This is a genomic window from Pseudomonas sp. MM211, from assembly GCF_020386635.1.
In the GTDB taxonomy this organism is placed as follows: domain Bacteria; phylum Pseudomonadota; class Gammaproteobacteria; order Pseudomonadales; family Pseudomonadaceae; genus Aquipseudomonas.
This window is the reverse complement of record NZ_CP081942.1, coordinates 1,252,766-1,276,005: the sequence shown is the minus strand read 5'-3', so window position 1 is coordinate 1,276,005 and position 23,240 is coordinate 1,252,766. Positions and strand designations below refer to the sequence as shown.

Here is a 23,240-nt window from a genome sequence, read left to right as displayed (position 1 = left end):
CCCATGCGCACGAATCTCACACCACAGCTACTTCCCTATCTGGCCATCTTCGTGCGCGTCGTCGAGGCGGGGAGCTTCTCTGCCGCTGCCCGCCAGCAAGGCAGCACGGCGTCAGCGGTGAGCCGACAGATCGCCCACCTCGAACAGACCCTCGGTGTGCGCTTGCTGGAGCGCACCACCCGCCGTCTGCGCCTGAGTGAAGCGGGCAGCGAAGTGTTCGAACGCTGCAAGGACATGCTCTACGCCGCCCAGGCAGCCCTGGATGTGGGCGAGCGACTGATGAGCCAACCGCGCGGACGGGTTCGCCTGAGCGTGCCCAAGGCCTTTGGGCGCTTTCTGGTCATGCCGCTGATCAACGACTTCTTGCAGCGCTACCCGGAGGTGGATATCAGCCTCAACCTCAGCGACCGCAGCCCGGACTTGATCAGCGATCAGTTCGACCTGCTGGTGAGCATCACCGACCAGCCGCCGCCCACCCTGGCAGGACGGCCGCTGTGCAATGTCCAACAGTTGCTGTGTGCGAGCCCCACCTATCTGCAACGCCACGGCATGCCCCAGCACCCCAGCGAGCTGGTACGTCATGACTGCCTGTATCTGGACGAAACGCCGGACGACCACCGCTGGCATTTCAGCAACGGTCCGGAACAATGCGTGGTGGCGGTGAGCAGCCGCTTCGCCAGCAACCACAGCGAAGTACGCCTGAACGCTGCGCTCCAGCATCTGGGCATCACTTGCCTGCCGCACTTCACGGCCGCGGCGTCACTGGCCAGTGGAGAGCTGGTGCGCGTGCTGCCCCAGTGGCGCTACACCGGCCCTACCAGGGCACCGCGTGGATTCTCTACCACCCGACCCGCCACCTGCCGCCCAAGCTGCGGGTGCTGATCGACCACCTCGCCGAGGGGCTGGGCAAGGGGCCGTCGATATGACGGAGGCGATAAAAAGGCTTCGCCAGTGGCTGGAAAGGCGCTGGCTCGAGCGTCAGCCGGTGTGCACGGCCGATCACGTCACCCTGGAGAATATCGAAACCGAAGTCGGCAACCGGATGCTAGAAAGCCTCAAGGCCGAGGGCTGGCGGCAGGTCGCGCAGTACAGCCCAATGGCGTTCGACAAGGGTATCGATTACGACAGCTACCGACTGCGCCGCGGCCTGGATGAGCTGAGGCTGGAGTGGGACAACTGGTTCGAGTGGAAACTCAGCGGCCCGAGTGAGCTCGTCGAAGAGATCGCCGAGCGTTTTTCGTTACGCAAGTGAGCGTGCCATCTGCCGGGCATCGCTTCGCTCAGCGCCGTGCTACTTAGCCGTAGGGTGGGCTTCAGCCCACCGCAGACCAGCCAAGCCACCCTATCCCGAGCTGCTCCGGAAGCGATCGTTCTAGACCGGCGCTCCTTGAATGCATCGTTGGATGGGCGGGCATTGGTGGGCTGAAGCGGATCGCCGCCCGGCCCACCCTACGAGTGACCGCCTGGGTCAGACCGCGACCGGCGCCTTGATGTGCGGGTGTGCTTCGTAGCCGACCAATTCGAAATCCTCGAAACGGAAGGCGAACAGGTCCCTTCACCTCGGGGTTGAGCTTCATGGTCGGCAGCGGCAGGGGCTCGCGGGTCAGTTGCAGGTCGGTCTGCTCCAGGTGGTTGGCGTACAAGTGGCAGTCGCCGCCCGTCCAGATGAACTCGCCCGGTTGCAGGCCGCAGACCTGGGCCACCATCAACGTCAGCAGCGCATAGCTGGCGATGTTGAAGGGAACGCCCAGGAAAATGTCTGCCGAGCGCTGGTACAGCTGGCAGCTGAGCTTGCCGTCGGCGACGTAGAACTGGAAGAGCGCATGGCACGGCGGCAGGGCCATCTGCTCGACCAGCGCCGGGTTCCAGGCGGAGACAATCAGGCGGCGCGAGTCCGGGTTCTTTTTGATCATCTCGATCAGCTTGCTGATCTGGTCGATCGACTCGCCGTTCGGCGCCGGCCAATTGCGCCACTGGTAGCCGTATACCGGGCCGAGGTCGCCGTTTTCGTCAGCCCACTCGTCCCAGATGCGTACGCCGTTGTCCTTCAGGTACTTGATGTTGGTGTCGCCCTGCAGAAACCACAGCAACTCGTGAATGATCGAGCGCAGGTGGCACTTCTTGGTGGTCACCAGGGGAAAGCCGTCGGCCAGGTCGAAACGCATCTGGTGGGCGAACACGCTGTAGGTGCCGGTGCCGGTGCGGTCTGCCTTGAAAGTGCCGTTCTCACGCACGTGACGCATCAGGTCGAGGTACTGTTTCATTGCGCGACCTCCTGGGCAGCCTGGCGTTTGTAGGCGTAGGCCATCACGCCCAGGCCGGCGAGGATCATCGGGATGCACAGCACCTGGCCCATGGTCAGCCAGCCCCATGCGAGGTAGCCGAGCTGAGCGTCCGGTACGCGGACGAGTTCGACGATGAAGCGGAAGATGCCGTAGCACACCGCGAACAGACCGGAGACCGCCATGGTCGGCCGCGGTTTGCGCGAGTAGAACCAGAGGATCACGAACAGCGCCACACCCTCCAGCGCGAACTGGTAGAGCTGCGACGGATGACGCGGCTCCGGCCCGCCAGTCGGGAAGACCATGGCCCAAGGCACGTCGGTGACCTTGCCCCACAGCTCGCCGTTGATAAAGTTGCCGATACGCCCGGCGCCCAGGCCGATCGGCACCAGCGGGGCGATGAAGTCCATCAGTTCGAAGAAGCTCTTGCCGTTGCGCTTGGCGAACCACAGGGTGGCCAGCATCACGCCGATCAGGCCACCGTGGAACGACATGCCGCCCTTCCACACTTCGAGGATCAGCAGCGGGTTGGCGATATAGGCCGGCAGATCGTAGAACAGCACATAGCCAAGACGGCCACCGAGAATCACGCCCATGGCCACCCAGAACACCAGGTCGGAGAGTTTCTCCTTGCTCCAGGTCGGATCGAAGGCGTTCAGGCGCCGCGAGGCAAGGAACCAGGCACCGCCAATGCCAACCAGGTACATCAGGCCGTACCAGTGGATCTGCAGAAAGCCCAGGTCGAGGGCGACCGGATCAATATTCGGGTAGGGCAGCATCAGGATTCCTCACAACAGAAAATTCAGGCCGACGATGAACAACAGCAAGGCGAACAGGCGCTTGAGCACCCGCGGCGATAAACGATGGGCCAGGCGTGCACCGGTGCGCGCGAAAAACACGCTGGTCAACGCGATGCCCAGCAGCGCAGGCAAATAAACATAACCCAGGCTCCAGCCAGGCAGACGCGCGTCGCCCCAGCCCAGCCACAGATAACTGAGGGCACCGGCAGCCGCGATGGGCCAGCCGCATGCCGAAGACGTCGCCACCGCCTGCTGCACGGACACGCCGCGCCAGGTCAGGAACGGCACGGTCAGCGATCCACCACCGATACCGATGATCGCCGAAGCCCAGCCGATCACGCCACCGGCAACGCCCAGGCCAGCCTTGCCGGGCACATCACGGCTGGCCTTGGGTTTGAGATCCAGAGCGAGTTGCAGGGCGACGCACAGGGCGAATACGCCGATGATCTTCTGCAATACCTGGCCGTCGATGGAATCGGCGGTCAACGCACCAAGCGCCGAGCCCAGCACGATACCCACGGTCAGCCAGACGAACAGCCGCCAGCGTACGGCACCACGGCTGTGATGCTCGCGCACGGCATTGATCGAGGTGAACAGGATGGTAGCCAGCGAAGTACCTACTGCCATGTGGGTCAACACGGACGTATCGAAGCCCTGAGCAGTGAAGCTGAAGATCAGCACCGGCACGATGATCATGCCGCCACCCACGCCAAACAGCCCAGCCAACAGGCCTGCCGCGGCACCGAGCAGTATGTAGAGTAGGAAGACCATGATGTCACCGCAAAGCAATGCGGCATGGTAACGGAAGCCAGCGATGCACTCTACTTCACGACGATTGGTGGCGTTGCGTACAGTGGTGCTTTATTCGATGAGATAGCCGCTGTGCCCAACGTCCTCGTCCAGCCTATCACCTGCAATATGACGCATGAGGGGCGCCTATGTGCCTGATCGTCCTCGCCTGGCGCCCCGGTCACGCCCTGCCGCTGCTGGTCGCCGCCAATCGCGATGAGTTCTATGCCCGCCCTACCGCAGCCCTGGCCGAGTGGCCGGAGACACCGGGGCTGATCGCCGGGCGTGACCTGCAGGCCGGCGGCACCTGGCTGGGGATTGGCCCTGGGGGGCGCTTCGCAGCACTCACCAACATTCGTGATCCGCGTGCGGTTCAGGGCTCACGCTCGCGAGGCGAGCTACCACTACGTTTTCTGCAGGGATATCTGGGGCCAGAAGCCTTTCTGGACAAGCTTCGCAGCGAGGCGGATGACTACAGCGGCTTCAACCTGCTGGTTGGTGACCGTCAGCAGCTGTGGCACTTCAACTCCCAGAACAGGCGGGCTAAAGCTTTGCCATCCGGCATCCACGGCATTTCCAATGCCGACCTGGATACGCCATGGCCAAAGCTGCAGCGCGCCAAGGCCGCACTTGTCGATGCCCTCGAGACGCTCGATGAGGAAGCGCTGTTCGCTCTTTTGGCCAATACCGCGAAGCCTGAAGACGCGGCACTGCCAGATACGGGCGTCGGCCTCGATACCGAACGACTGCTCGCCAGCGTATTCATCGCCAGCGCCAATTATGGCACCCGTGCCAGCACCCTGCTGTTCAGCCATGCAGATGGAGCACGGCAGTTGATCGAACGCAGCTTCGGGGCAGAAGGGGTGGCTATCGGTGAAGTGAGGTTTGAGACAGGAAACCAATGGGTGGGCTGAAGCGCAGCGCCGCCCGACCCACCCTGCCGCTGGATGTTGGCATTCAACACCGGACGCGGAGCGTCCGAGAGGCATTCCCACGCGGAGCGTGAGGAACGATCTCGGGGGAACTCGAAGGTCCGCTATGCCTTGCTAGGAGCGTTAAGCCTGAATATCCGACGCCGGGTTGATCATCCGGCCCAGGCCGAGGTTGCGCAGGGCCAGTTGCAGGGTGCTGTGGATAACCTGCGGGTTGTCGATGCGCATCACCTGGCCGAGCAGATCCTTGGCCTTGGCCATGCTGATCTGGCGCAGCAGCCATTTCACTTTGGGCAGGTTGGTGGCGTTCATCGACAGGCTGTCGAAGCCCATGGCCATCAGCAATACCGCAGCAGTCGGGTCACCGGCCATTTCGCCGCAAATGCTCACCGGTTTGCCTTCGGCATGGGCGTCTTCGACCACCTTGGTCAACGCCTGCAAAACCGCCGGGTGAAGGAAGTCGTAAAGGTCAGCGACCCGTGGGTTGTTGCGATCCACGGCCAGCAGGTACTGAGTCAGGTCATTGGAGCCGACCGACAGGAAGTCCACCTGGCGAGCAAGGTCGCGGGTCTGGTAGACGGCGGCGGGAATCTCGATCATCACGCCGATCGGTGGCAGTGGCACATCGGTGCCTTCGTCGCGCACTTCGCCCCAGGCGCGGTGAATCAGGTGTAGCGACTCCTCCAGCTCCTGGATACCGGAAATCATCGGCAGCAGGATGCGCAGGTTGTCCAGACCCTCGCTGGCCTTGAGCATGGCGCGCACCTGCACCAGGAAGATTTCCGGGTGGTCGAGGGTTACACGGATACCGCGCCAGCCGAGGAAGGGATTCTCTTCCTTGATCGGAAAATAGCTCAGTGCTTTATCGCCACCGACATCCAGCGTGCGCATGGTCACGGGTAACGGATGGAAAGCGGCCAGTTGTTCACGGTAGATCGCCAGCTGTTCTTTCTCGCTGGGAAAACGATCCTTCATCATGAACGGCACTTCGGTGCGATACAGGCCAACGCCTTCGGCGCCACGCTCCTGAGCCCGTACCACATCGGCAAGCAGGCCAGTGTTGACCCACAACGGCATGTGGTGGCCGTCCAGGGTCTCGCAGGGCAGTGCACGCAGGGCGTCGAGGCCCTTGGTGAGCTGGCGGTCTTCCTCAACCACATCGACATACTGCTTGCGCAGGATCTCGCTGGGGTTGGTGAACACCTCGCCGTGATAACCGTCGACGATCAGCTGAATGCCATCGATCTTCGAATACGGCAGCTCGACCGCGCCCATGACCGTGGGAATGCCCATGGCACGGGCGAAGATCGCCACATGGGAGTTGCCCGAGCCCTGTACCGACACCAGGCCGACCAGCTTGCCTTCCGGTACTTCGCCAAGCATGGCGGGCGACAGTTCTTCGGCGACCAGAATGCAGTTGTCCGGGTACACCAGCGTCTGTTGCCGCGCCTGCTGCAGATAGGCGAGCAAGCGCCGACCAAGGTCACGTACGTCCGATGCACGCTCGCGCAGGTAGGCGTCGTCCATCAGCTCGAAGCGGTTGATGTGCTCGCTGACCACTTGGCGCAACGCACCCTGGGCCCACTGGCCGGTCTTGATGATCTTAACCACTTCGTTACCGAGAGCGGCGTCTTCGAGCATCATCAGGTATACGTCAAACAGCGCGCGTTCTTCCGGACGCAACTGGGTAGCCATGCGCTCCGAGAGGCTGCGCATGTCGCCACGCACGCCTTCGAGCGCATTATTGAACAGCTTCAGCTCGGCATCGATATCGGTGACGACCCTGTCGGGTACCACCTCCAGATCGGCCGGCGGCAGTACCACCACCGCAGTACCGACAGCAGCACCGGGCGAGCCCGGCACACCGACGAACTTGGCTTCCTGAATGCCCTTGCCCTGCTTGCCAAGGCCGCGGATCGAGCCGGTCGCCTCGGCGTGGGCGATAACCCCGGCGAGCTGCGCGCTCATGGTCACCAGGAAGGCTTCCTCACCCTCGTCGAACTGGCGGCGCTCCTTCTGCTGCACAACCAGCACGCCCATCACTCGACGGTGGTGGATGATCGGTGAGCCGAGGAAAGAGGCATAGCGCTCCTCACCCGTCTCGGCGAAGTAGCGGTAACGAGGGTGTTCGGAGGCGTTTTCGAGGTTCAGCGGCTCTTCACGGGTACCAACCAGGCCGACCAGGCCTTCGTTGGGCGCCATGCTGACCTTGCCGATCGAGCGCTTGTTGAGGCCATCGGTGGCCATCAGCACGAAGCGCTTGCTCTCCGGGTCGAGCAGGTAAACCGAGCACACCTGGGTGCCCATGGCTTCTTTGACACGCTGCACGATAATGCCCAGCGCCGCCTTGAGATCCTTGGCAGCGTTGACTTCCTGGACAATCCTGCGCAGCGTGTTGAGCATGCCTGACCCTGCCTAGTCCCGTGCCAGCAGGCGCGGTGCGAGTTCCTTGAGCGCGCGACGGTAAACCTCGCGCTTGAATGTAACCACCTGCCCCAACGGATACCAGTAACTGACCCAGCGCCAGCCATCGAACTCGGGCTTGCCGGTCAGATCCATGCGCACCCGCTGCTCATCGGCGGTCAGGCGCAACAGGAACCACTTTTGCTTCTGGCCGATACACAGCGGTTGGCTGTGCGTGCGCACCAGGCGCTGCGGCAGACGATACCTCAACCAGCCCCGGGTACAGGCGAGAATTTTCACATCCTGCTGCTCGAGACCGACTTCTTCGTTCAGTTCGCGGTACAACGCCTCTTCCGGCGACTCGTGGTCATTGATGCCACCTTGCGGGAACTGCCAGGCATCCTGGTTAATTCGACGCGCCCAGAGCACCTGGCCAACATCATTGGTGAGAATGATGCCGACGTTGGGGCGAAAACCATCAGGATCGATCACGGCACACAACCTCGTAAACGCATATTCCAGCATTGTTCCACAAAGCTCGGGACAGCGGCAACGCGCCCGCACGGGACTTCGCAATAGGCCGGTCGCGACACCCGATCAGGTTTTCCCCAGCCAGGCAAAGCCGCTATTCTGGCGCCTTCCATGGCTCTGTATAAAAGAGGTGGCTCTGTGCGTTTGGCTTTATTCGATCTCGACAACACCCTGCTCGGCGGCGACAGCGACCACGCCTGGGGCGACTGGCTGTGCGAGCGCGGCATTCTCGATGGCGCGACCTACAAGGCCCGCAACGATGCCTTCTACCAGGATTACCTGGCCGGGCGCCTGAACATCACCGACTACCTGAACTTCACCCTGGATATCTTCGGCCGTACCGAAATGGCGCAGCTCAATGCCTGGCATGAGCAGTTCATGGCCGAATGCATCGAGCCGATCATTCTGCCCAAGGGCCTGGCACTGCTCGACGAGCACCGTGCGGCTGGCGACAAGCTGGTGATCATCACCGCCACCAACCGCTTCGTCACCGCGCCGATCGCCGCCCGCCTGGGCGTCGACACGCTGCTGGCGACCGAGTGCGAGATGATCGACGGCCGCTACACCGGACGTACCACCGATGTGCCCTGCTTCAAGGAAGGCAAAGTCACCCGACTCAATCGCTGGATGCAGGAAAACGGCTTTACCCTGGACGGTGCCAGCTTCTACAGCGACTCGATGAACGACCTGCCATTGCTGGAGTGCGTCAGCCGCCCAGTGGCCGTCGACCCGGATCCGAACCTGCTGGCCGAAGCGCAGAAGCGTGGCTGGCCGGTACTGTCGCTGCGCTAGAACGCATTTGGCATGCAATGAAAAAACCGGCGCTCCACAGGCCGTGCGAAAACGTAGCGAGCGAAGGTCAGGCAAGGCAAAAACCAGCGAAAAAGCGCAGTTTACGAGTTGTAAATGAGCATTTTGACTGGGCTGGCATTCCAGCTGGTTTTTAACGCCGCATGACCGAGCGCAGTAGTTTTCACACAGCCTGTCCAGGCGCCGGTTTTGGGTGAAGCGATACCCCGTTACAGCTGCTTGGCCACTTCGCTCGGCACCTTTTCCGGCATCGCCGAAGAGTGGTGGTTGAGGATCTTCCATTGGCCGTCGACACGGGTGTAGAGGAAGGTGTAACGCGCCTGCACATCCTGCGTCTTGCCTTTGGCATCGGTCAGCCGGAAGGTGTATACGCCGCTGTCCAGTGCAGTGTTCAGGCCCAGACGACGGATTTCCCGGTAATTGATGTGGCCAACCGGCTTCAGCGCCAGGAAGTGGTCGAAGTAGTCAGTGATTTCCGCAGACGTTGCCCGCACATGGTTGGAAACGGTTGGCTGCAACACCGCATCCTTGCTGTACAGGGCAACGACCTTGGACGAATCACCGGTCTGCAGCGCTTTGTTCCACTGATCGAAAAGAGCAGCCACGTCACGATCAGCGGAATCGGTAGGCGCCTCGGCGATACTGCTGTAGTTGTAAGGCTTCTGCTCAACGGCAGCGAACAGCGAGGAGCTGGCGGTAAGCAACAGAGCGGCGGCGATGGCATGTACTTTCATGGTCTTTCCTGTCTCGTTGGTTGATGCCGGTACTTTGCCCCGCCTGCCCGACGCCGCCATCGGCCGGTTGGCGACAACGGCCTATGCCGATCGGCGGATGGGCGACAGCGGTATGAAGTCGATTTAATGGGATCATTGCGCCACCAATCGGCGCTGCCCCGCTGGAGAGACACCCATGCACAATGAAAACGGCAGTGCCCTGGCCCTACGCAGCCAGTACCGGCAGTGGGAAAGCCGCGCGGCGCGTCTGAGTCTGCTGGTCGATACCGGGCGCGAGCTGGGCGCCTTGGCGCCGAGTGAGATGGGCGAGCGCGTACTGCAACGCGCCTGCGCTTTCTGTGCAATGGACAGCGGCCTGGTAATCCGTGAGCTGAACGGTGAAAACCAGGTGCTCGCCAGCCATGGTGCCCACTCCAACGAACAGCGCGTGGCACTCTTGGCACTGGCCGAAAACGACTCCCCTCTGGCCCAGTGTCTGGCCATCGAGAAGAGCGTGCTGCAACTGGTCATCCGGCTGCCCTTGTCGACTGCTCAGGGCCGCCCGTTTGGCAGCGTATTGCTGGCCAGCGCAGCGAAGATCAACCCGCCGGATGACGAAGACCTCGAGTCCCTGCAACTGCTCGCCACCCTGCTTGCCGCGCACCTGGAGAACCAGCGCCTGCACGGCGACCTGCTGGCACGCGAGCGCACCATGTCGGAGCTGGTACATCGCCTGCTCAGCGCTCAGGAAGATGAGCGCAGACGCGTCGCCTATGACCTGCACGACGGCCTCGCACAGACCCTGGCCGGCCTGCACCAGCGCTTACAAGGCTTCGCCAGCCAATGTCCGACGCTACCCAACGCCCAGCAGCAGGAACTGAGCACCATCCTCGACCTTGCCCAGCGCTGCGTGCGCGAAGGCCGACAGGCCATCGGTGGGTTGCGCCCGCAACTGCTCGATGACTTCGGCCTGCTGCAAGCGCTGGACAAGGAAGCCGACCGCCTGCGCGAAGCCGGCTACCGGGTGCAATGGCTGCAGCGCAGCGATGCGCGGCTGCCAGCCAACGTGGAAATCACCCTGTTCCGTATCGCCCAGGAAGGCATCAACAACATCCTCAAGCATGCCGGCCCCTGCAGCGTGCGCATCGGTCTGAGCAGCGCAGAGCAAAGCGCCGAGCTGCGAGTCGAAGACGATGGCCGCGGCTTCGACACGGCACCCGACCGTTCCGTGACAGGCAGCGGCGGCCTCGGCCTGGCCGCCATGCACGAGCGGGCCAGCCTGCTGAACGGACACCTCCACTGCAACAGCGAGCCAGGGCGCGGCACTCGGTTGCTGGCTCAGGTACCCAGCGTCGGGGGGAGCACGCCATGACCGCCCCCTTGCGCCTGGTGCTGGCCGATGATCATGAAGTGACCCGCGCAGGCTTTGTCGCCATGCTGGCGAGCTGCGACGAATTCGAGGTGGTCGGTCAGGCAGCCGATGGCGATAGCGCGCTGCAACTGTGCGAGCGCCTGCAGCCGGACATCGCCATCCTCGACATCCGCATGCCCGGGCTGAATGGGCTGGGCGCCGCGCGCCTGCTGCAGCAGCGTCTGCCGCGCCTGAAGGTGGTGATGTTCACCATGTACGACAGCCCCGAACACCTTGAAGCAGCCATCGCCGCGGGCGCCGTGGGTTACCTGCTGAAGGACGCCACGCGCGACGAGGTGATTGCCAGCCTGCGCCGCGTCGCAGCGGGTGAAGAAGCACTCAACAGCTCAGTCAGCGCGCGCCTGCTGCGACGCATCGCCGACCGCAGCAATACAGGCGCTCCACCCTCAGACGCCCTGACCAACCGCGAGCGGCAGGTACTTGGCCTGGTCGCCGGTGGCTTCAGCAACCGCGAGATCGGCGAAAAACTGGGAATTGCCGCCGGCACCGTGAAGACCCACGTCGAGCGGGTGATCGCCAAGCTAGGCGTGGCCGATCGTACCCAGGCGGCCGTACGCGGCATCGCCCTGGGTTTGGTGGCGCAGCCGGCGACAGACTGGTTCGGCCCGCCCACATGATGCGCCGCATCGATGGTTTCTGGGCTGACCTGCCCCTGCGCGGCAAGGCGCTAGTCGGTATCTCGCTGCCATTGGTGATTCTGCTGCTATCACTGGTACTGATCTACATCACCGAGCGCCGCACCGCCGAGGCCGAGGAGGACGTGCGCCGGGTGCTGCAGGTGCAGGGCGATATCCAGGCCGTACAGACGCTATTGGCCGAGGGCGCCTCCAGCGTGCGGGGCTACCTGTTGACCCGCCGTGAGAATTTCCTGCCCACCTACCTGCAAATCGAACCGCGTATCGACGCAGCCCTGGCACGCCTCGACGCCAACATCCGCGATACCGAGGTGCGCCAGCGCCTGGATCGTATCAAGCCGCTGATCAGCACCAAGCTGCAAGGGCTGGATGTGCTGCGCAACGTCGACATGCGCCAGGATAGCGAGCAGATCATCGCCATTCTGGTCGAGAACAAACGCATGCTCGACACCCTCCGCCAGGAGATCGACGCGATGCGCGTACGCGAAGACGCCCTGCTCGCCGACCGCACGGCGAATGCCGCGGACAATCGCCAGCGCATGCTGCTAGCCACGCTGCTGGCGGCCGGCTGCGGCCTGTTCGGCGCGATCATCGCCGTGCTGTTGCTATCCAGCGGCATCGTCACCCGCGTTCAGCGCGTGCAACGCAGCGCTCGCCACCTGGCCCTCGGCAAGCCCTTGAAAACCCGTCACCACGAACGCGACGAGATCGGCCGCCTCGGCGCCAGCCTCGAGGAAGCCAGCCAGTTGCTGGCCCAGCGCGAGCGCGCCTTGCGTGACAACGAGGAACGCCTGCGCCTGATCATTGAAGGCGTACGCGACTACGGCATCTTCGCCCTCGATCCACAGGGCCACGTCACCACCTGGAACGCCGGCGCCGAGCGCATCAAGGGCTATAGCGAAGCGGAAATCATCGGCCGTCACTTTTCACTGTTCTACCCGACCGAGCAACGACCGCACCATCCACTGCATGCACTGCAGGTGGCGGCCGAAAAAGGCCGCTACGAGGAAGAGGCCTGGCGCCAGCGACGTGATGGCTCGCGCTTCTGGGCCAGCGTGGTAATCACCGCCCAGCACGATGCCAGCGGCACCCTGCGCGGCTTTTCCAAGGTCACCCGCGACATCACTGACCGTCGCGCCGCTGACATCGCCCTGCGCGACGCCCGCGAGGAAGCCGAGAACGCCAGCCAGGCGAAGAGCGAATTTCTATCGCGCATGAGCCATGAGCTGCGCACGCCGCTCAATTCCATTCTGGGCTTCGCCCAACTGCTCGATCTGGAATCGCCCAGGCCTCAGGTCACCCACATCCTGCGCGCTGGCCAGCACCTGCTGACGCTGATCAACGAAGTGCTCGATATCGCCCGCATCGAAGCCGGCCGGCTGCCCATGAGCCCGGAAGCCATTGACCTGCATGGCGTGGTGCAGGAGGCGATGACGCTGATCTCGCCGCTGGCCGACGAGGCAGGCATCCGCCTTCGACCCTTGCCGCCGAGCACCTCGCCGGCAGGCGTGATGGCCGACCGGCAGCGGCTGATCCAGGTGCTGCTCAACCTGCTGTCCAACGCCGTGAAGTACAACCGCCCAGGTGGCGAAGTGCACCTGGATATCGAATTGCAGGGCGAGCGCCTGGCCCTGGCCGTCAATGACAGCGGAGCGGGCATCGCAGCGGACGATCTGGAGCGACTGTTTCGCCCCTTCGAACGCCTGGGCGCCGATCAACACAGTGAAGGCACCGGCCTGGGCCTGGCCCTGAGTCGCAACCTGCTGGAGGCAATGGACGGCACGCTGGAGGTGATCAGCGAGGTAGGAACCGGCAGCCGCTTCGTGCTGACGCTGCCCACGGCGCAGGTCGAAACTCCGGCAGTGGGTGACGATCCCTGGCGCCAGCCACCTTCGCCAGCGCCCGCTGGTACGCTGGAAAGCGCCAACCTGACCCGTGTGCTGTGCATCGAGGACAACCTGTCCAGCCAGGCGCTGATCGAAACCCTGCTGCAGCGGCGCCCCGGCGTGCAACTGCTGTCGAGCATGCAAGGTCAGCTTGGTCTCGATCTGGCGCGCCAGCATCTGCCCCGGGTGGTTCTGCTGGATATCAACCTGCCGGACATGACCGGCATCGACGTACTGAAACGGCTGCGCGCCGACCCGGCCACAGCAGGTATCGCCGTACTGATGATCACCGCCGACGCCACCAGCGCCTCACGGCGCGCCATGCAGCAGGCGGGGGCGACGGCGATCCTCACCAAACCCATCCACGTACCGACCTTTCTGGCCTTTCTCGACCAGCACCTGCCGGAGCCCGCATGAGCGACGACTATCGCATCCTGATCATCGATGATCAGCGTCCCAACCTGGATCTGATGGAGCAACTGCTGGCCCGTGAGGGTTTGCACAACGTGCTCAGCAGCACCCAGCCGACCCGGGCGCTAGAGCTGTACAACAGCTTCGAGCCGGACTTGGTGATTCTCGATCTGCATATGCCGGACTTCGACGGCTTCGCCCTGATGGAGCAGCTCAACCGACGCATCCCGCAGAACGATTACGTGCCGCTGCTGGTGCTGACCGCCGACGTGACCCGCGCCACGCGCCTGCGCGCCCTGGCACTGGGCGCACGGGATTTCATCAGCAAGCCGCTGGACGCCCTGGAAACCATGCTGCGGGTCTGGAACCTGCTGGAAACCCGCGCCCTCTACAAAGCCCTGCGCGCGACCTTGAGCGAGCCGCAACTGGCCGCCCTGCTGCAACCGCTGGTGGCGCAGCGCCAGGGCAGACGTTAAACGGGTTCTTAGACAGGCTTGGCGCCCATCACCGCCATGATCACCACCAGCAGCACCACGATCAGCGCGGCATAGGCCACCACGAAGCGCAGCGACCTGGCCGGCACCGTGCCACCGGCCTGAGCCTGCCAGGCGCCGAGACGCCCGAGCAACAGCAAGCCGACGATCATCAGCACGGCGAAGAGAATGCTGCCGAGCAGCAGCCAGGTCTGGCTCAGTGGCCAGCCGGCCAGGTTGACCATCCACCAGCCGGTCACCGGCAGGCTCAACGCCAGCAGGGCGAACACCGGCAGGCTGATGGTGCGGGTGCGCTGCAGCTTGCGTTGCAGTACGGCGCTGTCGCCATTGCGCCACGCCTTCCAGAGCATGAAGGCATGGGCCAGCACGCCGAGCAGCAGCAAGATGCCAGGCACGCTGTGGAGGATGCGCAGCAGCAGGTAATGTTCCATCACGGTTTCCTTCAGCTTTTATAGATATAGGCCCTGGGTATCGCTGCGCTCAACGCCAGGCTACCGGTAGAAACATCCGTAGCCTGGGTGGAGCAGCGCAATACCCGGGAAAATCGTCTGCGCCTGTTCTGGCTGAAGCAACTAGCCAAGAAACAGCTTATAGGCCGGATTGTCGCTTTCATCCCAATACGGGTAACCGATCGCATCCAGCGCCGGCGCGAGCAGATGGCGCTCGTCTTCCGGCACCTGCAGGGCAGCCAGCACGCGGCCGTCAGCGGCACCGTGGTTGCGGTAGTGGAATAGCGTGATGTTCCAGCGCCCGCCCAGCTTGTCGAGGAAGTTGAACAGCGCCCCCGGCCGCTCCGGGAACTCGAAACGAAACACGCATTCGTCCGGCACGGCAGCGGCATGCCCGCCGACGGTGTGGCGGATGTGCAGTTTGGCCAGTTCGTTGTCGGTCAGATCGAGCACCGGGAAGCCCTGGCCACGCAGATTCTCCACCAACGCCGCACGGGGATCGTTCTCCGGGTGGGTCTGCACGCCGACGAAGATGTGCGCCTCGCCGTCCTGGTGGTAGCGGTAGTTGAATTCGGTGATCTGCCGTTTGCCAATCGCTTCGCAGAAGGCCTTGAAGCTGCCCGGCTTCTCCGGAATGGTGACGGCGATGATCGCTTCGCGTTTTTCACCCAGCTCTGCCCGTTCCGCCACATGGCGCAGGCGGTCGAAGTTGACGTTGGCGCCGGAATCGATGCCCACCAGCACCTGGCCGGTGGCGTTTTCACGCTCGACGTACTTCTTGATTCCGGCCACGGCCAGCGCGCCGGCGGGCTCGGTGATGGAACGTGTGTCGTCGTAGATGTCCTTGATCGCCGCACAGATCTCGTCGGTGCTGACGGTGATCACTTCATCGACGCACAGCTTGCAGATATCGAAGGTGTGCTGACCGATCTGCGCCACTGCCACGCCGTCGGCGAACAGCCCGACTTGCGGCAGAACAACGCGTTCGCCTGCGGCCAGTGCCTGCTGCAGACAGTTGGAGTCGTCTGGCTCGACGCCGATCACCTTGGTCTCCGGACGCAGGTATTTGACGTAGGCGGCGATGCCGGCGATCAGACCACCGCCACCGACTGGAACGAATATCGCGTGCAGCGGGCCCTGATGCTGACGGAGGATCTCCATCGCCACGGTGCCCTGGCCGGCGATCACGTGGGGATCGTCGTAGGGGTGCACATATACCAGGCCCTTTTCCTCGACCAGCTTCAGCGAATGCGCCAAGGCTTCGGGAAAGGCGTCGCCGTGCAGCACAACCTTGCCGCCACGGGAACGCACACCCTGCACCTTGAGCTCAGGCGTGGTGCGCGGCATGACGATGGTCGCCTTCACGCCCATGTGCTTGGCGGCCAGCGCCAGGCCCTGGGCGTGGTTACCGGCCGAGGCGGTCACCACGCCGCGGGCCAGCTCTTCCGGAGTGAGCTGCGCCAGCTTGTTGTAGGCGCCACGAATCTTGAACGAGTAAACCGGCTGCAGATCCTCGCGCTTGAGCAGAATCTGATTGCCCAGGCGTTCGGAGAGTTGGCGAGCGGGTTGCAGCGGGGTTTCCACGGCAACGTCATAGACACGGGAGGTCAGGGTCTTCTTGACGTACTGTTCGAGCATGGCAGGCATCGCAGGCGGCTTCATGGGGAACCCCGGAGTCTAACGCAGCCATCCGCCGAGCGACCATACGAATTCCGGGGTTTTGCCGGCTATAATCAGCGCCTCGTTTCCTTCTCTCTTGTGGAACCCGCATGACCCAGGATCAGCTCAAACAAGCCGTGGCTCAGGCCGCCGTCGACTTCATCCTTCCCAAGCTCGACGCCAAGAGCGTCGTTGGGGTCGGCACCGGCTCCACGGCCAACTGCTTCATCGACGCCCTGGCCAAGCACAAACTGGACTTTGACGGCGCCGTAGCCAGCTCCGAAGCCACTGCCGCGCGCCTCAAGGGCCATGGCATTCCGGTGTACGAACTCAATACTGTCAGCGACCTGGAGTTCTACGTCGACGGCGCTGACGAGAGTGACGAGCGCCTGAACCTGATCAAGGGCGGCGGCGCAGCGCTGACCCGCGAGAAGATCGTCGCCGCCGTGGCCCGCACCTTCATCTGCATCGCCGATGGCAGCAAGCTGGTGCCGGTGCTCGGCGCCTTCCCGCTGCCGGTGGAAGTGATTCCCATGGCGCGCAGCCACGTGGCCCGTGAGCTGGTCAAACTGGGCGGCGATCCGGTTTACCGCGAAGGCGTACTGACCGATAACGGCAATGTGATCCTCGATGTGCACAACATGAGCATCACCGACCCGGTGAAACTGGAAGCGGACATCAACGCCATCGTCGGCGTGGTCACCAACGGCCTGTTCGCCGCACGTCCGGCCGACCTGCTGCTGCTCGGCACCGCCGAAGGCGTGAAATCGCTGCAGCGCTGATTATCGCAGGCGCTACCGAAAAGGCCGGGTGAGCAGTCACTCGGCCTTTTTGCTGAAGGTGTAGAAGAGATTGGGCTCGCTGATCATGTAGATCACGCCATTCTCATCCATGGCGATGCCCTCGGCCTGAGGCACGGATTCCTTGAGCCCCTGTTGCCCACCGATCAGCGACAGGCTGCTGACCGGTTCGCCCTCGATATTCATCTCAACCAGCAAGCGCGAATCATCGGAGAGCGCCAGCAGGTGCCCGCTACCGGCGACGTATTGCAGGCTGGACAGATCGCGCACGAACAGCCCCTCGTCACGCTGGCGGTCATCGATGATGCGGATCGCCGACGGGCTGTTCGGGTCGAGATGGGGAAAGCCATGAACCTCGTAGATGCGCAGCGGGTCGCGCTCCTTGGCGACGAACAGGCGCTTGCCGGCCAGGTCGTAGGCCAGGCCTTCGAAGCCTTTGTTCTTGGCCTCCATCTCCAGGCCCAGCGACAGCTGCTGACCATCGGCAGCGTCGACACGGGTGGTGGTGTCGTCGATACGCACTTCGACCATACGCTGCGGGCGCTCGTCGGCGATCACGAAGATCCCCGGAGCCACATATTCCACCGCCTCCGGATCACCAAAACCGACCAGCTCGATCTCTCGCAGCACCTTGCCGTCCAGCGAAAGCTCGATCAGCCGCGAGTTCTGGTTGGTGACGGTGAACAAGCTCTTGCGCAGCGGATCGTAGGTCAGTGCCGACACATCGTCGTCCAGACCGTCGATCACCTGTGCTTCCAGGGTTACCTCATAACCATCGAGCCACAGCGCATTGGCCGGTGCGTCGTCGGGCTGCTGCACATTGAACCAGGCCCGTTCGAAGACCCGGAACTCCTGACCCCAGACAGCCAGCAGCGAGGCCGCGACGAGTATGAACAGCACCAGCAATGCCTTGAAGGAAAACAGACGACGCATATCGGTTCACTTGTCCATCGGCGGGAAAAACCGGGCTGCCTCTGGGTAAACACGCGGAGGCGAGCATTTGAGATCGGCGAAACTAACAGCCCTCGCTCCACTTCACCAGCGCGGCGAGGGCGGCAGCACTATCGCAAGCTGGCCGATTCTCGCCTCACGACACCTAGCTCAGTCGCTCTTGCCGTCCTTGCTGAAGACGTAGAAGAGATTGGGCTCGCTGGTCAGGTAGAGCACACCGTGATCATCCATCGTGATGCCTTCCGCCTGTGGCACCGATTTCTTGAGGCCCTGCTGTCCCTGCAGCAGCGACAGGCTGCTGATCGGCTTGCCGTCCTCGCCCAGCTCGACGACCAGTCGCGACTCGTCCGACAGCGCCAGCAAATGGCCGGTGAGGTTGTCGTAATGGAGGCTGGAAAGATCACGCACGAAGATGCCCGCATCACGTTTGCGGTCGTCGCGGATCTGCACCGGATTGGGCGCGGCCGGGTCGAGATTGGGGAAGCCGTGCACCTCGTAGATCCGCATCGGGTCACGCTCCTTGGCGACGAACAGGCGTTGCCCTTTCAAGTCGTAAGCCAACCCCTCGAAGCCCTTGTTCTTGCTGCCCATCTCCAGGCCCAGCGACATCTGCTGACCGTCGGCGGCGTCGATGGAGGTGGTGTCGTCGTCAACGCGGATCTTGACCAGCCGCTGGGTGCGCTCATCGGCGATCACGAAGCGCCCGGGCGCAACGTACTCAACCGCTTCGGGATCACCGAAACCGACCAGCTCTATCTGCCGCAGCACCTTGCCGTCGAGGGACAGCTCGATCAGCTTGGGATGCTGGTTGGTTACCGTGAACAGGCTCTGGCGATCCGGGTCGTAGGTCAGCGCCGAGACGTCGTCCTCCAGACCCTCGATACGCTGCGCCTCGATCACCACCTTGTAGTCGCTCAGCCACAGCGAATGCGAGGGCGCCTCGGCGGGCTGGCTGAAATTAAACCAGGCCCGCTCGAACAGGCGAAATTGCTGGCTCGTGATAGCCAGCGCAGCCAGCACAACGAGCATCAACAGCAGGAATAATCCTTTGATCGAAATCAGACGACGCATGGCAACTCACATATCCATCAGCAAAAACGACAACGCCGCCCCTCGGTAGTCCGAGAGGCGGCCATTCAGTGCAGTGGCGAGACGCTAACAGCGCGCGCCTTATTTCACCAGTTCGACGATATCGACATCGATTTCGCGGCTGGTCAGATCCTTGTCGACTTCACCGGTCAGCTTGACGGTGGCCTTCTCGGAGATGGCTTGCGGCGGCCAGTCTTCGTCGTCGATTTCAACGTGGATGGTGCCGGTGGCGTCCTTGAACTCATAGAGTTCGTCCTGCAGACGTTTGACGATCTGGCCCTGCAGTACCACCGGGGTGTCGTCGCCGGCTTTCAGCGCCTGCTCGACAGTGGTGACCTGAGCGACCTGACCTGGGCCGGTGTAGCCGGCAGCCATGGCAGCGGAAGAGAACAGCGGAACGAGCAACAGTGCGAGTGCGGGAGCTTTCATGGGTGTGACCCTCTATCTGTAGATGACGGGGTCAGGTTAAGTCGACTAGCTGAAGCCAGGCTTAAAGCCGGCTTAAGCGAAGCTTAATTGGAATAAACGTGGATTCGGGATGGTTGCGAGGCGAGAGCGGTCATCGGTGCAGTATCTGTGGGAGCGGGCCATGCCCGCGATTTTTCGCGCGCATGGCGCGCTCCCACAGTGGAGCGGCGAACGGCCGCTACCGCCTTGCAGCGGGCGCCGTGTCAGATGACCCGGCTGGCGAAGCTGGAGTGGCCGACCAAGTCGAGCACTACTTCATCGCCCTTGTGCAGCGGGCCGACGCCTGCGGGAGTGCCAGTGAGGATCACGTCGCCAGGCTGCAGATTGAAGTGGCCGGCCATTTCCTGGATCACAGGCAGGATCGCGAAGATCATGTCACCGCTGATGCCATCCTGGCGCACTTCGCCGTTGATGGTCAGGCGAATGCCGATAGCAGCCAGGTCTTCGACCGCGTCACCCGGCACGAAGGGCGCCAGCACGCAGGCACCATCGAACGACTTGGCCGGCTCCCAGGGATGCCCCTGGCCTTTGAGTTTGTTCTGCACGTCGCGCAGGGTCAGGTCGAGAGCGGGAGCGAAACCGGAAATGGCATCCAGCACTTCTTCATCGCTCGGCTTGCGCGACAGCGGCTTGCCGATCAGCACGGCGATTTCCACTTCGTAGTGCACCGAGCCGCGGTCTTCCGGAATGCTGAAGCCACCTTCGAGCGGCACCACGCAGCTGCCGGGCTTGATGAATAGCATCGGCTCGGTCGGCAGCGGGTTGTTGAGTTCTTTGGCATGCTCGGCGTAATTGCGGCCTACACACACCACCTTGCCCATCGGGAAGTGGATACGGGTGCCATCGATATACTGGTGCTGGTAGCTCATGGTCGCTCCTTGGTCCGGGGATCAGTTGAAGATCTTGCCTGGGTTCATGATGCCGTTGGGGTCAAAGACCGCCTTGACCGCTCTCATGTAACCGATTTCTGCCGGCGAGCGGCTGTACTCCAGGTAATCGCGCTTGGTCATGCCCACGCCGTGCTCGGCGGAGATAGAGCCGTTGTACTTCTCGACGGTCTCGAACACCCACTTGTTGACGGTCGCACACTTGGCGAAGAAGTCTTCCTTGCTCAGTGCGTCGGGTTTGAGGATGTTCAGGTGCAGGTTGCCGTCGCCAATGTGGCCGTACCAGAGCACTTCGAAATCGGGGTAGCTGCCGGACACGATGGTGTCGATATCGGCGAGGAACGCTGGCACCTGGCTGACCGTCACCGAGATGTCGTTCTTGTACGGCGTCCAGTGGCTGATGGTCTCGGAGATGTACTCGCGCAGCTTCCACAGGTTCTGCAACTGCTGCTCGCTCTGGCTCATCACGCCATCGAGCACCCAGCCCTGTTCGACACAATGTTCGAAGGTCGCCAGGGCGGCGTTGGCCACATCTTCATTGACGGCTTCGAATTCCAGCAGGGCGTAGAACGGCGTGCGGCTTTCGAAAGGAGCAGGAATGTCGCCACGGCCAAGGATTTTGTCCAGGCACTTGTCGGAGAAGAACTCGAAGGCGGTGAGGTCGAGCTTGCCGTGGAAGGCGTGCAGCACCGGCATGATCGAATCGAAATCCGGCGTGCCGAGCACCATGGCGGTGAGGTTGCGCGGCGCGCGATCCAGACGCATGGTCGCCTCGACCACGAACCCCAGGGTGCCTTCGGCGCCGATGAACAGCTGGCGCAGGTCATAGCCGGTAGCGTTCTTGATCAGGTCTTTGTTCAGTTCGAGCAACTCACCGGTGCCGGTGACCACTTTCAGGCCAGCCACCCAGTTGCGGGTCAGGCCGTAGCGGATCACCTTGATGCCACCGGCATTGGTGCCGATGTTGCCGCCAATCTGGCTGGAGCCGGCGGAGGCGAAATCCACGGGGTAATAAAGGCCCTTGTCCTCGGCGAACTGCTGCAGCGCGCCGGTGACCACACCCGGCTGGCAGACCACGGTGCGGTTGGCCTCGTTGAAGTCGAGGATCTGGTTCATGTAATCGAACGACACCACCACTTCGCCATTGGCCGCGACCGCCGCTGCCGACAGGCCGGTACGGCCGCCCGAGGGCACCAGGGCGATCTTGTGGGCGTTGGCCCAGCGCACGATGGCCTGTACCTGCTCGATGGTCTTGGGGAAGACGATGGCACTGGGGGCTGGCGCGTAATGCTTGGTCCAGTCCTTGCCGTAGGTTTCCAGGGAGGCAGCGTCGGTCAGCACCTTACCGGGCTCGACCAGGGTTTTGAGTTCTTCAATCGGCAGGTGATCGGTCATTTCAACTCTCGAAACATTCATGGTCGCCCTGAGAACCGTTCAGGTCGCAACCGAGCAAGGAAAAGGGAAGCCATGCTAGCATATGCCCCCCGCAAATCATGCTTTGCCGCGATCTGCAGGCCCATTGGCGCTAGCGCCGATACTTCTCCTGACACTTAATTTAGTGGGACAACAGGTACTCCGATGAGCACGACCTCTCTCGACAAGAGCAAGATCAAGTTCCTTCTTCTCGAAGGTGTCCACCAGAACGCAGTGGATACCCTGAAGGCGTCCGGTTACACCAACATCGAGTACCTCAAGACCGCGCTGTCCGGCGAGGAGTTGAAGGCCAAGATCGCCGACGCGCACTTCATCGGCATCCGCTCTCGCACCCAGCTGACAGAAGAGGTCTTCGACTGTGCGAAGAAACTGGTCGCCGTTGGCTGCTTCTGCATCGGCACCAACCAGGTCGACCTGAACGCCGCCCGCGAGCGCGGTATCGCCGTGTTCAACGCGCCGTACTCCAACACCCGCTCGGTCGCCGAACTGGTGCTGGCCCAGGCCATCCTGCTGCTGCGCGGCATCCCCGAGAAGAACGCCTCCTGCCACCGTGGCGGCTGGATCAAGTCGGCAGCCAACTCCTTCGAAATCCGCGGCAAGAAGCTGGGCATCGTCGGTTACGGCTCAATCGGCACCCAGTTGTCGGTACTCGCCGAAGCCCTGGGCATGCAGGTGTTCTTCTACGACGTGGTAACCAAGCTGCCGCTGGGTAACGCCACACAGATCGGCAAGCTGCATGACCTGCTGGGCATGTGCGACATCGTTTCGCTGCACGTGCCTGAGCTGGCATCCACTCAGTGGATGATCGGCGAGAAGGAAATTCGCGCCATCAAGAAAGGCGGCATTCTGATCAACGCCGCCCGTGGCACCGTGGTCGAGCTCGATCACCTGGCTGCGGCGATCAAGGACGAGCACCTGATCGGCGCGGCCATCGACGTGTTCCCGGTCGAGCCGAAGTCCAACGACGACGTGTTCGAAAGCCCGCTGCGTGGCCTGGATCGCGTGATCCTGACGCCGCACATCGGTGGCTCCACCGCCGAAGCCCAGGCCAACATCGGCCTGGAAGTGGCCGAGAAGCTGGTCAAGTACAGCGACAACGGCACCTCGGTATCCTCGGTCAACTTCCCGGAAGTGGCGCTGCCGGCGCACGCGGGTAAGCACCGTCTGCTGCACATCCACGCCAACGTTCCAGGCGTGATGAGCGAGATCAACAAGGTGTTCGCCGACAACGGCATCAACATCTCTGGTCAGTACCTGCAGACCAACGAGAAGGTTGGTTACGTGGTCATCGACGTCGACGCCGAATACTCGGATCTGGCGCTGGAGAAGCTGCAGCACGTCAACGGCACCATCCGCAGCCGCGTTCTGTTCTAAGAGCCTAGGCG

Annotated in this window: 21 protein-coding genes and 2 pseudogenes; 10 read left to right on the top strand and 13 right to left on the bottom strand. The window is 62.8% G+C overall.

Features of this window, described 5'->3' with window-relative positions; genetic code table 11:
• Window positions 1-3: 3 nt before the first annotated feature.
• Window positions 4-926: pseudogene (locus tag K5Q02_RS05690) on the top strand (LysR family transcriptional regulator).
• Window positions 923-1,252, top strand: a complete 330-nt coding sequence (locus tag K5Q02_RS05685) for a hypothetical protein (RefSeq protein ID WP_225837256.1) — start codon at window positions 923-925, stop codon at window positions 1,250-1,252. Before K5Q02_RS05690 ends, K5Q02_RS05685 begins: the two are co-directional and overlap by 4 nt.
• Window positions 1,253-1,468: 216 nt before the next feature.
• On the opposite strand, the pseudogene K5Q02_RS05680 reads toward K5Q02_RS05685, so the two are convergent.
• From K5Q02_RS05680 to K5Q02_RS05670, 3 genes and pseudogenes are all read right to left on the bottom strand, one after another.
• Window positions 1,469-2,264: pseudogene (locus tag K5Q02_RS05680) on the bottom strand (thymidylate synthase).
• Complete coding sequence (lgt, locus tag K5Q02_RS05675) at window positions 2,261-3,061, bottom strand: prolipoprotein diacylglyceryl transferase (protein WP_225837254.1); 801 nt, start codon at window positions 3,059-3,061, stop codon at window positions 2,261-2,263. Before lgt ends, K5Q02_RS05680 begins: the two are co-directional and overlap by 4 nt.
• 9 nt (window positions 3,062-3,070) lie before the next feature.
• Window positions 3,071-3,853 carry a sulfite exporter TauE/SafE family protein gene (locus K5Q02_RS05670; protein ID WP_225837252.1) on the bottom strand — a complete coding sequence of 261 codons (783 nt, stop codon included), beginning with the start codon at window positions 3,851-3,853 and terminating at the stop codon, window positions 3,071-3,073.
• Window positions 3,854-4,020: 167 nt separating this feature from the next.
• Here K5Q02_RS05670 and K5Q02_RS05665 point away from each other — a divergent pair, with 167 nt between their 5' ends.
• Window positions 4,021-4,785, top strand: a complete 765-nt coding sequence (locus K5Q02_RS05665) for an NRDE family protein (protein ID WP_225837250.1) — start codon at window positions 4,021-4,023, stop codon at window positions 4,783-4,785.
• A 141-nt stretch (window positions 4,786-4,926) separates the two neighbouring features.
• On the opposite strand, the gene ptsP is transcribed toward K5Q02_RS05665, so the two are convergent.
• A complete protein-coding gene (ptsP, locus tag K5Q02_RS05660; protein WP_225837248.1) occupies window positions 4,927-7,206 on the bottom strand; it encodes a phosphoenolpyruvate--protein phosphotransferase in 2,280 nt (759 codons plus the stop codon).
• Between the two features lie 12 nt (window positions 7,207-7,218).
• Window positions 7,219-7,698 carry an RNA pyrophosphohydrolase gene (locus K5Q02_RS05655; RefSeq protein WP_225837237.1) on the bottom strand — a complete coding sequence of 160 codons (480 nt, stop codon included), beginning with the start codon at window positions 7,696-7,698 and terminating at the stop codon, window positions 7,219-7,221.
• 177 nt (window positions 7,699-7,875) lie between these two features.
• On the opposite strand from K5Q02_RS05655, the gene K5Q02_RS05650 reads away from it, so the two are divergent.
• Window positions 7,876-8,529 (top strand): HAD family hydrolase, encoded by a 654-nt coding sequence (locus tag K5Q02_RS05650; protein WP_225837236.1) that lies wholly within the window; start codon window positions 7,876-7,878, stop codon window positions 8,527-8,529.
• Window positions 8,530-8,756: 227 nt separating this feature from the next.
• Here the strand turns inward: K5Q02_RS05650 and K5Q02_RS05645 are convergent, their stop codons facing one another.
• The gene (locus tag K5Q02_RS05645) at window positions 8,757-9,281 is read right to left on the bottom strand and encodes an SgcJ/EcaC family oxidoreductase (protein WP_225837235.1); all 525 of its coding nucleotides are present in this window, start codon (window positions 9,279-9,281) and stop codon (window positions 8,757-8,759) included.
• Window positions 9,282-9,456: 175 nt separating this feature from the next.
• Here K5Q02_RS05645 and K5Q02_RS05640 point away from each other — a divergent pair, with 175 nt between their 5' ends.
• From K5Q02_RS05640 to K5Q02_RS05625, 4 genes are read left to right on the top strand one after another with little or no spacing between them, the layout of a single operon-like run.
• Entirely contained in the window at window positions 9,457-10,632 is a 1,176-nt protein-coding gene (locus K5Q02_RS05640) for a sensor histidine kinase (protein WP_225837233.1), read from the top strand.
• Window positions 10,629-11,309 carry a response regulator gene (locus K5Q02_RS05635; RefSeq protein WP_225837231.1) on the top strand — a complete coding sequence of 227 codons (681 nt, stop codon included), beginning with the start codon at window positions 10,629-10,631 and terminating at the stop codon, window positions 11,307-11,309. Before K5Q02_RS05640 ends, K5Q02_RS05635 begins: the two co-directional genes overlap by 4 nt.
• Window positions 11,306-13,630, top strand: coding sequence for an ATP-binding protein (locus K5Q02_RS05630; RefSeq protein ID WP_225837229.1), 2,325 nt, complete (start codon window positions 11,306-11,308; stop codon window positions 13,628-13,630). The genes K5Q02_RS05635 and K5Q02_RS05630 overlap by 4 nt, the downstream gene beginning before the upstream one ends.
• A complete protein-coding gene (locus tag K5Q02_RS05625; RefSeq protein ID WP_225837228.1) occupies window positions 13,627-14,100 on the top strand; it encodes a response regulator in 474 nt (157 codons plus the stop codon). Before K5Q02_RS05630 ends, K5Q02_RS05625 begins: the two co-directional genes overlap by 4 nt.
• An 8-nt stretch (window positions 14,101-14,108) precedes the next feature.
• Here K5Q02_RS05625 and K5Q02_RS05620 read toward each other — a convergent pair whose 3' ends face one another.
• Both K5Q02_RS05620 and ilvA read right to left on the bottom strand, forming a co-directional pair.
• On the bottom strand, window positions 14,109-14,549 hold the full coding sequence (locus K5Q02_RS05620) for a DUF2269 family protein (protein ID WP_225837226.1): 441 nt from the start codon (window positions 14,547-14,549) through the stop codon (window positions 14,109-14,111).
• A gap of 141 nt (window positions 14,550-14,690) precedes the next feature.
• The gene (gene ilvA / locus K5Q02_RS05615) at window positions 14,691-16,205 is read right to left on the bottom strand and encodes a threonine ammonia-lyase, biosynthetic (protein WP_225839586.1); all 1,515 of its coding nucleotides are present in this window, start codon (window positions 16,203-16,205) and stop codon (window positions 14,691-14,693) included.
• Between the two features lie 131 nt (window positions 16,206-16,336).
• Between ilvA and rpiA the strand changes: the two genes are divergently transcribed.
• Window positions 16,337-17,008, top strand: coding sequence for a ribose-5-phosphate isomerase RpiA (gene rpiA, locus K5Q02_RS05610; RefSeq protein ID WP_225837224.1), 672 nt, complete (start codon window positions 16,337-16,339; stop codon window positions 17,006-17,008).
• Between the two features lie 36 nt (window positions 17,009-17,044).
• On the opposite strand, the gene K5Q02_RS05605 is transcribed toward rpiA, so the two are convergent.
• The 5 genes from K5Q02_RS05605 to K5Q02_RS05585 all read right to left on the bottom strand — a co-directional run bounded on the left by K5Q02_RS05605 (window position 17,045) and on the right by K5Q02_RS05585 (window position 21,816).
• On the bottom strand, window positions 17,045-17,959 hold the full coding sequence (locus tag K5Q02_RS05605) for an SdiA-regulated domain-containing protein (RefSeq protein ID WP_225837215.1): 915 nt from the start codon (window positions 17,957-17,959) through the stop codon (window positions 17,045-17,047).
• 168 nt (window positions 17,960-18,127) lie between these two features.
• The gene (locus tag K5Q02_RS05600; RefSeq protein WP_225837213.1) at window positions 18,128-19,048 is read right to left on the bottom strand and encodes an SdiA-regulated domain-containing protein; all 921 of its coding nucleotides are present in this window, start codon (window positions 19,046-19,048) and stop codon (window positions 18,128-18,130) included.
• 99 nt (window positions 19,049-19,147) lie between these two features.
• Window positions 19,148-19,495 carry a NirD/YgiW/YdeI family stress tolerance protein gene (locus tag K5Q02_RS05595; protein WP_225837211.1) on the bottom strand — a complete coding sequence of 116 codons (348 nt, stop codon included), beginning with the start codon at window positions 19,493-19,495 and terminating at the stop codon, window positions 19,148-19,150.
• 242 nt (window positions 19,496-19,737) lie between these two features.
• Window positions 19,738-20,403: a fumarylacetoacetate hydrolase family protein gene (locus K5Q02_RS05590; protein ID WP_225837209.1), complete on the bottom strand. Its 666-nt coding sequence runs from the start codon at window positions 20,401-20,403 to the stop codon at window positions 19,738-19,740.
• A 21-nt stretch (window positions 20,404-20,424) separates the two neighbouring features.
• The gene (locus K5Q02_RS05585) at window positions 20,425-21,816 is read right to left on the bottom strand and encodes an FAD-binding oxidoreductase (RefSeq protein ID WP_225837207.1); all 1,392 of its coding nucleotides are present in this window, start codon (window positions 21,814-21,816) and stop codon (window positions 20,425-20,427) included.
• Window positions 21,817-21,999: 183 nt separating this feature from the next.
• On the opposite strand from K5Q02_RS05585, the gene serA reads away from it, so the two are divergent.
• Complete coding sequence (serA, locus tag K5Q02_RS05580; RefSeq protein ID WP_225837206.1) at window positions 22,000-23,229, top strand: phosphoglycerate dehydrogenase; 1,230 nt, start codon at window positions 22,000-22,002, stop codon at window positions 23,227-23,229.
• The last annotated feature ends 11 nt before the right edge of the window (window positions 23,230-23,240 follow it).